This window comes from Neobacillus sp. PS2-9, from assembly GCF_030915525.1.
GTDB lineage: Bacteria > Bacillota > Bacilli > Bacillales > Cytobacillaceae > Neobacillus.
Map to the genome: position 1 here is coordinate 674241 of NZ_CP133269.1, position 16043 is coordinate 690283.

Genomic DNA, 16043 nt, shown 5'->3' on the forward strand with positions numbered 1-16043 from the left:
CAGGGGAGCTGTGTTCGGGATTTGTGAAGTTGGCGGAATTCTGGCCCAAGTCGGCGGAATAAACGTAGAAGTTGGCGGAATCCCGTTCCAAGTCGGCGGAATAAATGCTGAAGTAGATGGGATTCATGCCGGTTGGTGGAATAAATGCTAAAACTGGCGGAATCCATGAACAAGTCGGCGGAATAAATGCTGAAACTGGCGGAATCCCGATCCAAGTCGGCGGAATAAATGCTGAAACTGGCGGAATCCCGGTCCAAGTTGGGTGAATAAATGCTAAAACTGGCGGAATCCCATATCGCAAACACAAAGTTAGTTTTTAAAAAAAGTAAAGATCAGTCAGAAAGTCTTCCAAGGTTAGGAGTCCAATCAAATGGTGAAATGGTGGCAGCAATCGACTTTTTATGAAATCTATATGCCAAGTTTTAAAGACGGAAATGGCGATGGGATGGGGGATTTCGCTGGCATCACCTCCAAGCTCGACTATTTAAAAGATCTAGGAATTGATGGCTTGTGGCTTACGCCCTTTTACCCGTCGCCCAAGGTAGATAATGGCTATGACATTTCTGATTACGTGAGCATCGACCCGGCTTACGGAACAATGGAGGAGTTTGAACTTTTTATAAAAGAAGCTCATAACCGCGGAATCAAAATCATCGCCGATTTGGTTCTGAACCATACCTCTTCAGCGCACGAGTGGTTTCAGGAGTCGAAGTCATCAAAGGACCATCCGAAACGCGATTGGTACATTTGGAGAGACGAACCGAACAACTGGGAATCGTTCTTCGGCGGCACGGCCTGGGAGTACGATAAGACGACCGAGCAGTATTACTACCATGCGTTTGCGAAGGAACAGGTTGACCTCAACTGGGCCAATCCAGAAGTGAAAGCGGCCATGTTCGATGTCATGAAGTTCTGGCTTGAAAAAGGGGTCGATGGCTTTCGCCTTGATGTCATCAACTTTTTAAAAATAAATGATCAGTTCGTGGACAATCCGTATGATGCCTCGAAGCAGGAACAAGAGCATGTATACGATAAAGACCAGGAAGGAATCCTCGGCATCATTGAGGAGATTGCGGCCTTTGTTCATCAGTATCCGGATAAATTTCTCGTAGGCGAGGTGGGGTCAGAGGACCTCGACATCCTAAAACAGTATTCGGGTCTGGGAAAATTAGATGTGGTGTTCAATTTTAACATTGGAAGTATTGCGGAATTTGATCCGGAGAAGCTGTATCAGCAGCTCACGGATACAGAGGCAGCCTATGACGAAACACAGGTGCCGACGTTGTTCTTTGGTAGTCATGATATGTCGCGCTTTATTTCACGATTTGGCGGCGATGAGGACCGTGCGAAGCTGATTGCGACTTTGATGCTTACCGCAAGAGGAGTGCCGTTCATCTATTTCGGTGATGAAATCGGCATGCGTGATTGGATTACCGATAACATCGCGAAAATGAAGGATGTCCAAGGTGTCATGGGTTACAAGCTGGCATTGGAGGCAGGCAAGTCGCATGAGGAAGCGCTCGTCATCGCGAATGACAAATCACGTGACAAATCGCGGACACCGATGCAATGGGACGGAAGTGAGTATGTTGGCTTTTCTGAGCAGAAACCATGGATTACCGTTCCGAACGATGCGGCACTCATAAATGTAAAAGATCAGCTGCACGCGCCGGAATCGATGCTTTCTTTTTATAAAAGCTTGTTGAAGCTGCGCAAGGAACATAGAGCTTTAACCTTAGGAACCTATGAATTTTTACGTTACGAGGATGGATTGATGACGTTCATCAGAAAAGATGAATCAGAAAGAATCCTTGTGGCGCTGAACTTTTCGGATGAGCCGAAAACAGTTGATGGGTCAACCGGCACTCTGCTGCTGTCTAACAAACGAACCACTCTCGATGGAAAAAGAATTTTGGGCAACGAAGCCATGATTTTAAAGGAGGATCTCAAGTAATGACCGTTTTAACGAAAGGAAATGTCAAAACCTGTGAACAGTTGGTAAAGGAATTTGCAAAAACACCTACGAGTCCTGAAAAAATTGTCTTCACTGGAGTCGGTGAAAATGATGTGTATAACATTTCGGCGCCGTTTGAGGATGAAGGGGAGCTTGTCATCGCAGGCCGCGTTGAGTCACGTGACAGCGAACATTCGAATGTGTATTTTTTCGTTGAGCGAGAAGGGCAGTGGGTGCCGCGTGAAGGCGCACCTGTCTTAGAATTACAGGATCCTTTTTTTACAAAAATTGCAGGGGAACTCGTCTTGGGCGGCGTTCAAATTTTCCCGCACCCCATCAATAAAGGCGCCCTCGGCTGGAGAACCGTTTTTTACAAAGGCGCCAACATTGCAAGCCTGAAGGAATTCGCTAAAGGACCAGACGGCATGAAGGACCTTCGCTTAATCGAGTTAAAGGACGGAAGCATCGGTGTATTGACGAGGCCTCAAGGGGAAAAGGGCGGTCGTGGAAAAATTGGCTGGACACGCATTGCATCCTTAGATGAGCTTACCATTGATGTGGTGGAGCAGGCACCTTTATTAGAAGGCCAGTTTATCGACGAACAGTGGGGCGGAGCGAACGAACCGCATCTTCTTGCCAACGGACTTGTCGGTGTGTTAGGACACATTGCATCTTTTGATGAAGAAGGAAATCGCCACTACTATCCAATGGTTTTTGCCTTGAATCCTGAAACAGGTGACATCTCTGATATCGAGTTAATTGCGACAAGAAGTCATTTCCTGCCTGGCCCTGCGAAGCGTCCAGACTTAATTGATGTGGTGTTTAGCGGCGGGCTCGTTCGAAAAGCTGATGGAACGGCTGATATGTATGCAGGAATCAGCGATGCGGAAGCGCAAAAAATTACGATTATTGATCCGTTTTTACAATACGAAGGTTAAGAGGAGACTAGACAAATGAACGTATATAGATATGAACAGAACCCATTAGTAACTCCGGCAGATGTTACGCCTCACCGTGAAGATTTCGAGGTCATCGGTGCGTTTAATGCAGGGGTAACGACTTTCAACGATGAAATTATCATGATGCTTCGTGTGGCCGAGCGCCCAATTAGTCACGACCCGAATATCGTGAAAGCGCCGATCTTTAATCCACAAACAAATGAGCTTGAAATTATCGAGTTCCGTTTAGATGATCCGATATATGATTTTTCTGATCCGCGTGTGATTCGTCGAAGCGGCGATACGCAAGGCTTTGAATACTTAACATCGATTGCATATTTACGCATTGCTCGCAGCAAGGACGGCGGTCACCATTTTACGATTGATGAGAAACCGTTTGTGTATCCATCTAATGAGTTAGAGACGTTTGGGATTGAGGATCCACGGATTACAAAGATTGACGATACGTATTATATCTATTTTAGTGCGGTTTCACCGGTGGGTGTCGGGGAATCGATGGTGTCCACGAAGGACTTTGTTACGACGGAGCACCACGGGATGATTTTTGCCCCGGAAAATAAAGATGTGTTAATTTTTCCAGAAAAAATCAATGGAAAATATTACGCGATTCACCGACCAGTTCCAAAGAGTGTAGGGATGCCGGAGATGTGGATTGCGGAATCTACGAATCTAATACACTGGGGTAACCACAAGCATTTGTTAGGTTTACGTGAAGGCATGTGGGATAGCGCGCGCATGGGCGGAGGAGCGGTTCCTTTTAAAACAGAAAAAGGCTGGCTTGAGCTTTACCACGGTGCGACGACGGATCACCGCTATTGCATGGGAGCTGTGTTGCTAGATTTAGAGGATCCGACGAAGGTAATTGCGCGTTCTGATCAGCCGATTCTTGAGCCGGAAGCAGAGTATGAGGTTGAAGGATTCTTTGGAAACGTTGTTTTCTCTTGCGGTGCGGTTGTGGAGGGCGATGTGGTTAAGATGTTCTATGGTGTAGCTGATACGTCTATGGCTTGTGCGGAGTTAAGTGTACAGGAGATTTTAGATTCATTGACCTATATAAAGTAGTTGTTTATAGTGCCAAAATTGTTCACTCGATTTTGGCCTTTCGTTTGTTTTTTACCAGGCTCTGTTAACTTGTCTGTTGATTTCCGCTCCAGGCGCTTCGCTTTCCGTGGGCGTTTCGGCGAGCCTCCTCGGCGCTCACGCCTGCGGGGTCTCCCCTGAACCGTACTCCCACAGGAGTCTTCGCGCCTTCCTCTCCAATCAACAGGAGATAAAAATCAACAATCTTCTTTAACACATCCTTTTACAAAAAAGCTTACAACAAGGCAGGTGACGTTTCGATGAAACTGAATGACAATTGGAAGATGAAGCATTTTGATGTGGGGGCTGCGCGTGACCTGGAGGTGGCTTCGCCTGAGTATATTGATTATTTTTGGATGACAACGGCGGTGCCGGGCGATGTCCATTCTACCTTAATCGAACGGAAATTGATCGACGACCCTTTTTACGGACACAACGACCTGAAATGTCAGTGGGTAGAGGAAAAGGTGTGGTGGTACCGGACTACTTTTGAATTTCACGACGAGATCCAAAAAGGAGACCGCTATGAACTCATTTTCGCAGGACTCGACACGTTCGCAACAGTGTATCTAAACGGAGTGGAGATCGGTTCAACGGAGAATATGTTTATCAGCCACACCTTTGAAGTAGCGCGCGAGCTGAAACAAGGGAAAAACGTGCTGGCGGTTCGCTTTGATCCGGTCACAGTGCATGTCAAAGATAAAGTGCAATATTACTGGTCCGGTTTTAGCAAAAAAAGAATTTGGACGCGGAAAGCCCAAAGTCACTATGGCTGGGATTGGGGTCCGAGACTCGTGGCTGCGGGGATTTGGAAAGATGTTCATTTAGAAAAACGGTCTACAGCTAAACTTGACCATGTGTTTGCGAGAACCACATCGATTGACGCTAACAAAGCTACCGTTGAAGTGGATGTGGACATTACCTCGTACACTCGGGAAAAAGAATTCGAGGCCCTCATCAGTCTAAACGACGGCGAGGAGCCAATCACCACCACAAAGGTGAAAGTTGACCGAAAAAAAGCTTCAGCTGTCCTGGAAGTGGATAACCCAAAATTATGGTGGACCCATGATATCGGAACGCCGTACCTGTACCAGTTGAAGGTCGAGTTGCTAGCCGATGGAACGAAAATCGACGAAAAAGAAGAAGCCATCGGTATCCGAACGATCGAAGTCAGACGAAGAGACGAGAATGGTGAGCCGTGCTTTACCTTCGTTCTAAATGGCGAAAAGATTTTTGCGAAAGGTGCCAACTGGATCCCAATTGATAGTTTCATAGGAGCGGTGCCTGACACCCGCTATAAGCATCTGATTAAGATGTCGAAGGATGCCAACATGAATATGCTCCGCGTGTGGGGCGGCGGCATCTATGAAAAAGAGGTGTTCTATGAAGAGTGCAACCGCCTGGGAATCCTAGTGTGGCAGGACTTCATGTTCTCTTGTGCACTTTATCCAGACTATAACAAAAACTTCATGGCCAATGTTCGTGAAGAAATTAGTCATGTCGTTAAACGTCTGCGCAATCACCCGTGCCTGGCGATTTGGTGCGGCAACAACGAAAATGACTGGTTGTATGAAGCATTAAAGTCTTCCGGTGAGATTACCCATCCTTTTTACGGAGAGAAAATCTACCATGAGTTAATGCCGGAATTGCTAGAGGAACTCGACCCCACCCGGCTGTTTTGGCCGAGCTCCCCGTTTGGCGGGAATGACCATAACTCGAGGGAAGAGGGGGATACGCATAATTGGCAGGTGTGGCATGGAAATATCGAGCCGCGAGTGTTCGGGGAACCGCAACGTGTCAATTACAGTATCGAAGGACTTTCGTTTAAAAATTTCAAAACGGATACAACGCTGTTTGCCAGCGAATTTGGTATGCATGCGTCCTCCAACCGCTACACATTAGAGAGGAATATCCCGACGGAGCAATTTTTCTGGGGAAGCGAAGAAATGGCGTACCGGAACAAAGATATTCACCATCCTAAAGGAATATTGTTAATGGAAGGGTACACTGGTGCTCCGAAGCATCTCGATGAATATATTGCCTATTCAATGCTGACCCAGGCGGAAGGATTGAAATTTGGGATTGAGCATTATCGCCGAAACAAGCCGCATACTAGTGGGGCGTTGTTTTGGCAGCTGAACGATTGCTGGCCGGGGACGAGCTGGTCGGTGATCGATTATTATTTATTGCCGAAGGCTTCTTATCACTATGCGCGGAAATTCTTCAGCCCAATTCTTTTGACGCTCGATCAAACGCCAGGGGAAGACATCAAGGTGTGGGTCGTGAATGACAAGTTAGAAGCCTATCAGGATGAAATTGAACTTGCTGTGTACGATTTTAAAGGGGAAAAGGTGTTTTCGAAGGAATGGCAGGTCAGTGTGGAAGCCAATTCGGCGACACAGATTGAGACCGTCCTTGAACGAGAAGCTCTCGGTGGATTAGAGCCGGAGGAGTCCGTGATCGTTATCCGTTCGAAAAATAATCAAGCTGGCGAGAATATCTATTTTTTCCGTGATCAAAAGGATTTGCGATTTGAAGAGGTTGAATTGACGGTTTCAGTCAATAAGGAGACGAACGAGTTGACTGTCTCTACGAATTCACTTGCACGGATGGTCACGATTGAACTCGACCAGGAGCAACTAGTGATGGAGGATAATTTCTTTGACCTACTCGCAAATGAGACCCGTGTGATTGGAATTGAGCAGGCGCAGGGAAAAGAAATTCCTTGGGAGACTTTACGAGTAAAAGCGATCAATAGCAAGAAAGGATGAACTAAATGAAGGCAGCGGTATTGCAGGGAACAAAGCAGTTGGAAGTGGTAGAGTGGGAGAAGCCAAGACCTCTAGCACATGAAGTAGTGGTGAAAGTAAAGAGCTGTGGGATTTGCGGCACGGACCAGCATATCTACCATGGACATCCAGGTTCTGCCGAGGTTCATCCGCCGATCGTGCTTGGACATGAGTTAGCGGGAGAAGTGGTGGAAGTAGGTTCAGAGGTTACGAGTTTACAAGCAGGCGACCGTGTGTCGATTGATCCGAACATTTACTGTGGAACCTGTGAGTACTGCCGCAGCAATCGTGCGCATCTTTGCCAACAACTTCAGGCGGTAGGTGTCACAAGAGATGGTGGCATGGCCGAATATTGTACGGTGCCGAGTGCTAATTGCTATACAATTCCGGATATGATGACGTTTGAGGAAGCGGCATTGGTGGAGCCGTTAGGCTGTGTGTTACATGGCTTTAGAAAAATAACCTTGTCACCGCTGAGCAGGGTGTTAATTATCGGAGGCGGCTTTATTGGCCAGTTGTTTTTGCAATTGGTGAAGCAACACCACGTTCAATCGATTGTTGTCAGTGAGCCGGCTGAGAATAAAAGAGAGCTGTTGTATCAGCTTGGAGCGGATGACGTCGTTCAACCTATGGATGCTGCAAAGCTTGAAGCAGATGTGGTGATTGAATGTGTCGGCCGACCAGAAAGCATGGAGCTTGCGGTGAAATCAGCGGCGAAAGGCGGGCAGGTGCTCTTGTTTGGAGTCGCAGCCCCTGACACAGTGATTTCTGTGTCACCGTTTGAGATTTTTTCAAAAGAATTAACGATCAAGGGATCGTTTATTAACCCTTATACACACGAAGAAGCGATTAGGTTAATCGCGAAAAAGGTAGTCGATGTGAGCTCGCTCATTTCACACCGCTTTACAAAAGAAGAACTGCCTGCGGCGATGGCAGACTATCCTTCACTCGGAGTGTCTAAAGGGATTATTACACATTAAAGTGACGGGGGACAGTCCCCCACTGCATTAAAGCTCCACCCCTTTAAAGGAGATTAAACTATGTTTCAAATTTTTAAATCGTTTTCCACGGAATTAAAGTTTTATTTGCTAATGAATACCTTTTTTTCCTTTGGCGGAGCCTTGTCGGGGGTCTTTCAAAGCGTGTTTTTGTGGAAACTGGATAAAACGTATTCCCTGCTCGCGTACTATAGCTTGTATTGGTCATTGGCGATCATTGTTTTTTTCGGGGTGTGTGCCTGGATTGCCAGGAAGACTAGTCCGATGATTACGATGCGTTTAGGATTTGTTTTTTACCTGATTACCTATCTCATTATGTTGATCTTCCATGATACGTTACGAGATCACATCTTTCTGCTCGGAATGTCCAATGGGTTGGCAATGAGCCTTTACTATGTGGGCGTCCATATGGCCGTGTTAGATTTGACTACGAATGATAAGCGCGATCAGTTTTTGTATATTCAAGGGATTTTGCTGACGATTGGAGGGGTCATTGCTCCACTCATTGCCGGTGTGTTGATTTCCCAATTCCAAGGTATGGTTGGTTATTATGTAGTTTTTATTGCGACCTGCGTGTTCTTCTTCATTTCTTTCTTGGTTTCGTTAAAAGTGAAAGGAAGTCCGGTGACGACAAAGAGTCACTTCTGGAATGTAATCAAGCGACCGTCACCGGAATGGATGAAGATGTACAAGGTCATGTTTGCCGATGGCATTGTGTCCGGTGTTTACTCTACTTTTTTAATTACGATGATTACCTTCAAGGTTGCCGGGGGAGAGCTGAGCTTAGGGGTGTATAATACGGCGGCGGAGATTGTCGCAATTGTCGCGTTCTATGTGCTCGCTAAGTTCTCGAATCCGAAATACCGGTTGGCGATTTTTGCGATAGGCTCGATTAGTGTATTTTTTAGCTCTGTCTTATTATCCGTATTGCCTGTGCTTTTTTCGTTGGTGGTCTTTGGAATTATATCTCCTGTAGCGATGAATATGATCACGACCTCGATGAATGCCATGATTTATGAATCGATTGAAAAGGATCCGCTATATCAGGAACGGCGTTTGGACTATATTATCATTCGCGAGATTCCACTTGGTGTGGGACGAATTATCGGTGTGTTCCTGTTCTTAGCGATGAGGAAATACTTTGATTTTGAACAGCTTTTACCCGTATCGTTTAGCGTTTTTCCAATTGTTTATGTCATAATGATTCCAGCGCTATACTTTATTTGGAAAAGACCGAAAAAGGAAGCTGTGCTTGGACCAAAAGAATTATAGGATAAATTTTTAAATGGGGGAATTGCTGTATGCTAGGTGCCATTGAAGCAGGCGGAACAAAATTTGTTTGTGCAGTGGGGGATGAAAAGGGAACGATTATGGAACGAATTCAAATCCCGACCACTGTAGCTGAGGAAACGATGCCACAGGTCATTGCCTTCTTTGAAAAATATAATATTGAAGCAATCGGGATTGGATCGTTCGGACCGATTGATGTTAATGTGGAGAGTCCAACCTACGGGTATATTACGTCTACGCCGAAACCGGGATGGAAGGATTATCCTTTCGTGCAGACAATGAAGGAAGCGTTCGGTGTGCCGATTGGATTTAATACGGATGTGAACGCGGCGGCGTTAGGCGAGGCTTCGTTTGGTGCGGCGAAAGGGTTGGACAGCTGTTTGTATATCACGGTTGGCACCGGGATTGGTGCAGGCGCGATTGTGCAGGGACAGCTTTTGCAAGGGTGGTCTCATCCGGAAATGGGTCATATTTTGTTACGACGTCATCCGAATGATACGTTTCAAGGGAAGTGCCCTTATCATGGTGATTGTTTGGAGGGCTTGGCGGCCGGTCCTGCGATTGAAGCGCGCTGGGGAGAAAAAGGCGTGGATTTGGTGGAGCGTCTAGAGGTTTGGGACCTGGAGGGCTACTATTTAGCTCAAGCTCTCATGCAATATATTCTGATCCTTTCGCCTAAAAAAATCATCCTCGGCGGGGGAGTGAGCCACCAGGAAGCCGTCTTTGCAGCCATCTATAAGTACCTGCCTGAACTGTTGAACGATTACGTCCCATTACCAGAACTATCCGACTACATCGTGCGCCCGGAACTAGGCGACGATGCCGGGATTACAGGGGCATTGATGCTCGCGGAAAGAGCAAAATAAAAAGAGAGGGGACAGTCCCCCAGCGCTTTAACGCAGCGGGGACTGTCCCTTCTCTTGTCGTTTAAAACTCGTATACGGCTTTAGGATTCAGACAGTGCGTGAGAAAGGTTCCTTTCCAAGGCTTCTTTAACTTCTCGATTTTTTGGCAATAGTCGCTTACTACTTCTTTCTGCCCATCGAAATCTCGCGCTTCCTGGCTGTAATAAATGATCTCACCATTGAATTGGAATTCCGTAATTTCTCCAGGCTTGTCATCTGTGTTGAAGCGAATAAAGCGAAGAAGGTCGGGTTTTCCATCTTCTACATTCTTCTTAAACTCGTTAATCCTTGCTCGTTGTTTCGCTTTAATTTGTCCTTGTAGGATGTCTCCATTTTCAAGCGCTTCCTTTATTGTATAATCCAACGGAACCTGATTGGTTTTCTTTTCACCAAAGTTCTTCACCTGTGTTTTAATACTCACACTTTTGTCTGCCGTGACCATTTTATAACTAAAGACGCCGACCACGATTAGTATCACGATAAAGATAAAACCAAATTTTTTCATTCCAACCCCTCGTTCCCTGTAGTTTTCTGCACTTACCTTTTAGACGAGGCTATCGTGGGATGGTTTCATTGTGGGGACAGTCCCCCGGCGCTTTAGCGCGGTGGGGGACTGTCCCCATCACGAATAACAGGAAGAGGAACATGGTAACTATATAGGTCCAGTCCGTTGTATGGTCAACGACCTTGAAATCACTAAAATTGCCAATCTGGCTTTTGAACAGGGACACGGTGTTCCAGCCCCAGTGACACCCAATGGTGAACCATAGGGACTTTGTTATGGCAAAGGGAATGGCATAGGTTAGTCCCATAAGAAACAGCATGATCCACTGGGTGTAGCTATCGCCAATCCGCCAAATGTGATTGAGGACGTAAATGACTGACGAGACGACGACTATAGTAGGGAGTGTCCAGTTTTTCGGGAGGTACTTGAACACGTACCCGCGGGTTAAGATATCTTCGCTGGCCGAGGAAAGGAATGTAAGCAAGATGATTCCCACAAAGGGCAGGATGATTTGTTGGAGAGAAAAGGTACCTTCCAATTCAATTTTTCCTGTCCAGACCGAGACTACAAAGCTTCCGCCGTAAAATAAGACGCCTAGAAAATAACCAGTCCATAGATTCATAGATGCTAGTTTGTGTTTGTGCAGCCCAAAAGTGGAAAGTCCCTTTTCGCCACGGACTTTTGCCACGATGTGTGCGGTGATAAAGAATAAGATAAAGGAGGCAAACAGTAGCATTGGGTTGCTACCGACCAGCTCGGATGTATGGTAGACAGCAAACAGGATAAGGAAACCCAGTATATTTTTATGAATCATCATTCATACCCACTTTTTCATATGTAGTGCTCCTTGTAGGGAGTCTATTAGATTTTAACATAATTTTCCTCTTTGGTATGTGGGATTTTGAAAGATTGTGTTGGTGCTTCTCTTCTAGTTTTCTTTGGAAAAAGAGATGGATAGTTGAGATAGAGTGGATCTACGTTTACTTTTCCTAGAATAATAGAAAGAAAGTCGAAGTAGAAGGGAGCTACGTCTACTTTTGACTAAAAAGAAGAGAGAAAGTTGAAGTAGAAGGGAGCAACGTCTACTTTCACTAAAAAGAAGGAGAGAAAGTCGAAGTAGAAGGGAGCAACGTCTACTTTTCCCTAAAAAGAAGGAGAGAAAGTCGAAGTAGAAGGCAGCTACGTCTACCTTTCCCTAAAAAGAAGGAGAGAAAGTCGAAGTAGAGGGAGCAACGTCTACTTTTCCCTAAAAAGAAGGAGAGAAAGTCGAAGTAGAAGGGAGCTACATCAACTTTTTGCTAAAAAGAAGGAGAGAAAGTCGAAGTAGATGCATCAACATTGTTGTAACCAGCACAAATTAGGGGACAGTCCCCCACCGCTTTAACGCAGCGGGGGACTGTCCCCATCTCGTTATTATAAATCAAGCTGTGCTCTCAAGATGTTTTGCACGCGTTGCTTTTCTTCTGGTGAAACTAAACCATAGTAGATGTCGTTAATCTTGGTGCCTTCTTCTTTTAACTCCATTTGTTGAATCGTTGTATCCTTCACGTCATAGCCCTTTTGGATCGCAGCAATCTGGTCGAAGGTTAGGTTGGTTTTCACATTTTTCCCGAGTACGTCAAAGATGCCTGCAAAGTTTTTTAAGCTGGATAAGCTCGCACCCTCGTCAATCACGCCCTGAATAATTTCACGCTGTCTCATTTGACGGCCAAAATCACCTCTAGGGTCTTCATGCCTCATTCGTGTATAGCTCAACGCCTTTTCGCCGTTTAGCTTCAATTTCCCTTTCGCAAAATGGAAGCCATCCTGCGTGAAGTCTAAATCATTGTTTACCTTCACACCGCCAACCGCGTCCACCATATCCTTAAAGCCTTCCATATTCACTTGGATATAGTAATCAATCGGAATATCAAGGAAATCCTCAACCGTATTCATCGCCATTGGGACGCCGCCGAAAGCGTAGGCATGGTTAATTTTATCCTCTTTTCCTTTTCCAATAATCTCCGTACGCGTATCACGCGGGATGCTCAGCATTTTTACCGTATGATTTTTTGGATTGACCGTCAACACAATCATCGTATCCGAGCGGCCTTTATCTCCTTCGCGCTCGTCTACACCCAGCATTAAAACGGAAAAAGGATCCTTTTCCGCCACCGCCACAGGCTTCTCGCGCTTATCAGAAGTTCGATCAACTGCTTGATGCATTGAATCAACCGCGTTATTAAAAGATTTATATACAGAGTAAGCGTACACGCCTCCACCAATTCCTATAGCTAGAAGGATGGTGCCTGTCACTTTTACCCATTTTCTTAGTTTTCTTTTCTTTTTTCGAGCCCTCATAAAAACAGAACCTCCTAAAAACTTACAAATAAGTTACAATCTTTATCTATGTTAACAAAAAATTAGTTTAAGAGGTATGTAAAAAATATGGAAATGATAGAGTGGAGGCATCAAGGACTATGACTTGATATTCAAACTTCTGCCATTTTCTTGCTATAATGACAGATAGATATAGTGAAAATTGGAGAGGGGCTCCCCATCTTATGAAAATCAAAGTCATAATTGCGGATGATAACTCATTTATCCGAGAAGGGTTAAAAATCATTCTATCTACCTATGCAGAATTTGACGTACTGGACACCGTGAGTGATGGAAAAGAAGCGGTGGACTACTGCCAAATGCATGAGGTGGATATTGCTTTATTAGATGTGAGAATGCCACATATGAACGGTGTAGAAGCCACGAAGCTTTTGACCGAAAAGACGAAGACAAAGCCCATCATCTTGACCACCTTTGATGACGATGAATACATAACAGATGCTATCAAAAATGGAGCCAAGGGCTATTTATTGAAAAATAATGACCCGGAACAAATTCGCGATGCCATCAAGAGTGTGTATAAAGGAAACAGCATTATTCAAGACGTGATTTTAGAAAAGCTCAAATTGAACCTCGGCGGTGGCACGAAACCGTCCGACACCAAGCTGGACCTCTCCCTTTTTACAGAAAGAGAGCGGGACATCATGTCGTTGATTGCCAAAGGGTATTCCAACAAAGCGATTTCTAAGGAGCTGTTTATTTCTGAAGGGACGGTCGCCAATTACATTACCTCAATCTTAAATAAAACCGGACTCGAGCACCGGACTCAAATCGCCATTTACTATCTAACGGGGAAAGTAGACTAAATGGAGCTTTGGATGATTTTTACGAAGCTTATCTTACTTTTGTATATCGCGTTTACCTGTATTCGAGCAGAGGTCAATCACATCTCATGGGTGGTACTTACTTTCCTGCTTTATTTTTGTCTTACAATCACGATGTATATTTTTAAAAATCACACCGTTAAACGGGTGTTGCTGATGCTCACTATCGCTCTCTCGGTCACGGCCTGCATCCTTGTTCAGCCGTTGTTTTGTTTGGTATTGCCGCTCGCAATCATCGAATTGTCGGGAGAATTTGTGCATAGCCGTCTTACTCTATTGATGCTATCCGCGGTTCCTATTCTTTACATAAAGGTCGAGCTTCAGCCCATTTACGGGTTGGCGGCCACCCTTTGTTTTTTGATTTTCACCATGACTCAACTGTATCATGATAAGCTCGAAAAAAATGAAGCCCAGATTGATACGATGCGCAAGACGCTCCACAGGTTAACGAAGAATATCAATGAAAACACAGAGTACATCCGCCAATCAGAATACACGTTCAAGTTAGAAGAACGGAACCGAATTTCACAGGAGATTCACGATAAAATCGGACACTCGATGACCGGGGCTCTTTTTCAAATGGAAGCGGCGAAACGCTTGATGGAGACCGATCAGTCAAAAGCCACTGAACTCCTGCAAAATGCCATCAACATCTCCAAGGAGGGGATTGAAAAGATTCGGATGACGTTAAAAAATATCAAGCCCCCAACCGAGCAGGTGGGAATTAATCGGATGAAGCTCTTAATCGACGATTTCAACGCCAAGCAATCCATCAAAACCGTCCTTACCTACGAAGGCAATTTAGATCACATCACGCCGATTCAGTGGAAAATCATCCATGAAAATGTCACGGAGGCATTAACGAATGCCATGAAGTATTCTGGGGCCACGCTTATTTCGGTGGATGTCAAAGTGCTAAACAAAATCATTCGCGTCGAAGTGAAGGACAATGGAGTTGGAACGGAAATGATCAAGAAGGGCCTTGGGATTATTGGGATGGAAGAGCGGACGGCTACTGTGAACGGCAAAATCATCGTGGACAGTACGCATGGATTTTCGGTCACCACCTTGTTGCCAATCGCATCCACATGACGTTTTTTACTCGAAACCGGGTTTCGATTGCATCACAGACTTTGCGCCGCTACCATGTTGGGGAACGCATCACCATGATTTTCGGTCACCGTCCTGCTGCCACTCGCATCAACATGACGTTTTTTGTACAAAACCGGGTTGCCAATCACACCTCCATGAAGTTCTTCACACAAGAAGATGTTGCCAAAGGCGTCACCATGACCATCTCACACGAAAGACATGAAGATTCTCATGTGAAAAGAATGAACGATTGCACTTATGCAGGTTCATTCTTTTTTTTATACTTGAATTATACAAGGGAACAGGGGTGAACACGATGAACGTGTTGGAAATTAGAAACTTAACGAAGAAATTCAGTGATTTTATCGCTGTCGATCATATGAGCTTATCCGTCAAAGAGGGAGAAATCTTTGGGTTCCTCGGATCCAATGGAGCCGGGAAAAGTACGACGATTAACATGATTGCCGGTCTCTTACGCAGCAACGAGGGGAAGATTACGATCCTTGGCAAGGATACGGAGAAACACAGCCGTTACGCCAAAATGAATATCGGAATGGTGCCACAGGACCTCGCCATTTACGAGGACATGACGGCCTATGAGAATGTGAAATTCTTTGCCGGGCTGTACGGTTTACGCGGGTCCGAGTTAAAAGAACGAGTAGAGGAAGCCTTAGAATTTGTCGGACTACAAGACCGCCATAAAAGTTATCCGAAAAGTTTTTCCGGCGGGATGAAGCGTAGATTGAACATCGCTTGTGCCATTGCACATCGGCCAAAACTGATTATCATGGATGAGCCGACGGTCGGAATCGATCCGCAATCGCGGAATTATATCCTCAATTCGGTTCGGAAGCTAAATGAGATGGGCTGTACGATCATTTACACCAGCCACTATATGGAGGAAGTTGAGGAAATCTGCACGCAGATTGCCATCATCGATCATGGGAAAATCATTGCGGAAGGCACGAAGGAACAATTGAAATCAATCATCACCAATACAAAGGATTTATGGATAGAGGTCAAATCAACGGAACACGTGAACGTTCAGGCTATTAAGGAAATCAAAGGGGTCGAAGCCGTTACGGTGGACGAAAACTTTATCAAAATTAACTCGGATACCGGTGTGAACAACTTAAATCAAATCATGGAACACTTTATGAGTCAGCACATCGAAATCCGTTCATTACAGGAAAAAGCTCCAAACCTAGAAACCGTCTTTTTAACGTTAACAGGCAGGAATTTACGGGACCAATAAGGAAAGGAGGGGA

General features: G+C 45.3%; 16 protein-coding genes. 13 read left to right on the forward strand and 3 right to left on the reverse strand.

Annotated features, from left to right (window positions below; all coding sequences use genetic code 11):
* Positions 1–10 precede the first annotated feature (10 nt).
* The 9 genes from RCG25_RS03455 to RCG25_RS03495 all read left to right on the forward strand — a co-directional run bounded on the left by RCG25_RS03455 (position 11) and on the right by RCG25_RS03495 (position 9936).
* Positions 11–151: a hypothetical protein gene (locus RCG25_RS03455; protein WP_308082292.1), complete on the forward strand. Its 141-nt coding sequence runs from the start codon at positions 11–13 to the stop codon at positions 149–151.
* Positions 126–266, forward strand: a complete 141-nt coding sequence (locus RCG25_RS03460; protein ID WP_308082293.1) for a hypothetical protein — start codon at positions 126–128, stop codon at positions 264–266. Before RCG25_RS03455 ends, RCG25_RS03460 begins: the two co-directional genes overlap by 26 nt.
* Before the next feature lie 104 nt (positions 267–370).
* A complete protein-coding gene (locus RCG25_RS03465; RefSeq protein WP_308082294.1) occupies positions 371–1954 on the forward strand; it encodes a glycoside hydrolase family 13 protein in 1584 nt (527 codons plus the stop codon).
* A complete protein-coding gene (locus RCG25_RS03470; protein WP_308082295.1) occupies positions 1954–2892 on the forward strand; it encodes an MTP-1 family protein in 939 nt (312 codons plus the stop codon). Before RCG25_RS03465 ends, RCG25_RS03470 begins: the two co-directional genes overlap by 1 nt.
* Before the next feature lie 15 nt (positions 2893–2907).
* Positions 2908–3975: a BtaManbiosPhlase gene (locus RCG25_RS03475; RefSeq protein WP_308082296.1), complete on the forward strand. Its 1068-nt coding sequence runs from the start codon at positions 2908–2910 to the stop codon at positions 3973–3975.
* Positions 3976–4253: 278 nt separating this feature from the next.
* Positions 4254–6764, forward strand: coding sequence for a beta-mannosidase (locus RCG25_RS03480; RefSeq protein ID WP_308082297.1), 2511 nt, complete (start codon positions 4254–4256; stop codon positions 6762–6764).
* A 5-nt stretch (positions 6765–6769) separates the two neighbouring features.
* A complete protein-coding gene (locus RCG25_RS03485) occupies positions 6770–7762 on the forward strand; it encodes a zinc-dependent alcohol dehydrogenase family protein (RefSeq protein ID WP_308082298.1) in 993 nt (330 codons plus the stop codon).
* Between the two features lie 60 nt (positions 7763–7822).
* Positions 7823–9052, forward strand: a complete 1230-nt coding sequence (locus RCG25_RS03490; RefSeq protein ID WP_308082299.1) for an MFS transporter — start codon at positions 7823–7825, stop codon at positions 9050–9052.
* A gap of 29 nt (positions 9053–9081) precedes the next feature.
* Positions 9082–9936, forward strand: coding sequence for an ROK family protein (locus RCG25_RS03495; protein WP_308082300.1), 855 nt, complete (start codon positions 9082–9084; stop codon positions 9934–9936).
* A gap of 61 nt (positions 9937–9997) precedes the next feature.
* Here RCG25_RS03495 and RCG25_RS03500 read toward each other — a convergent pair whose 3' ends face one another.
* From RCG25_RS03500 to RCG25_RS03510, 3 genes are all read right to left on the reverse strand, one after another.
* Positions 9998–10480 carry a hypothetical protein gene (locus RCG25_RS03500; protein ID WP_308082301.1) on the reverse strand — a complete coding sequence of 161 codons (483 nt, stop codon included), beginning with the start codon at positions 10478–10480 and terminating at the stop codon, positions 9998–10000.
* A 49-nt stretch (positions 10481–10529) separates the two neighbouring features.
* Positions 10530–11297: a CPBP family glutamic-type intramembrane protease gene (locus tag RCG25_RS03505; RefSeq protein WP_308082302.1), complete on the reverse strand. Its 768-nt coding sequence runs from the start codon at positions 11295–11297 to the stop codon at positions 10530–10532.
* Between the two features lie 596 nt (positions 11298–11893).
* Positions 11894–12820 carry a polyisoprenyl-teichoic acid--peptidoglycan teichoic acid transferase TagU gene (locus tag RCG25_RS03510; RefSeq protein WP_308082303.1) on the reverse strand — a complete coding sequence of 309 codons (927 nt, stop codon included), beginning with the start codon at positions 12818–12820 and terminating at the stop codon, positions 11894–11896.
* 203 nt (positions 12821–13023) lie between these two features.
* Between RCG25_RS03510 and RCG25_RS03515 the strand changes: the two genes are divergently transcribed.
* From RCG25_RS03515 to RCG25_RS03530, 4 genes are all read left to right on the forward strand, one after another.
* Positions 13024–13665: a response regulator gene (locus RCG25_RS03515; RefSeq protein ID WP_308082304.1), complete on the forward strand. Its 642-nt coding sequence runs from the start codon at positions 13024–13026 to the stop codon at positions 13663–13665.
* Positions 13666–14775: a sensor histidine kinase gene (locus RCG25_RS03520; protein WP_308082305.1), complete on the forward strand. Its 1110-nt coding sequence runs from the start codon at positions 13666–13668 to the stop codon at positions 14773–14775.
* A 74-nt stretch (positions 14776–14849) separates the two neighbouring features.
* Positions 14850–15086 carry a hypothetical protein gene (locus tag RCG25_RS03525; protein WP_308082306.1) on the forward strand — a complete coding sequence of 79 codons (237 nt, stop codon included), beginning with the start codon at positions 14850–14852 and terminating at the stop codon, positions 15084–15086.
* Positions 15087–15091: 5 nt separating this feature from the next.
* The gene (locus tag RCG25_RS03530; protein WP_308082307.1) at positions 15092–16030 is read left to right on the forward strand and encodes an ABC transporter ATP-binding protein; all 939 of its coding nucleotides are present in this window, start codon (positions 15092–15094) and stop codon (positions 16028–16030) included.
* The last annotated feature ends 13 nt before the right edge of the window (positions 16031–16043 follow it).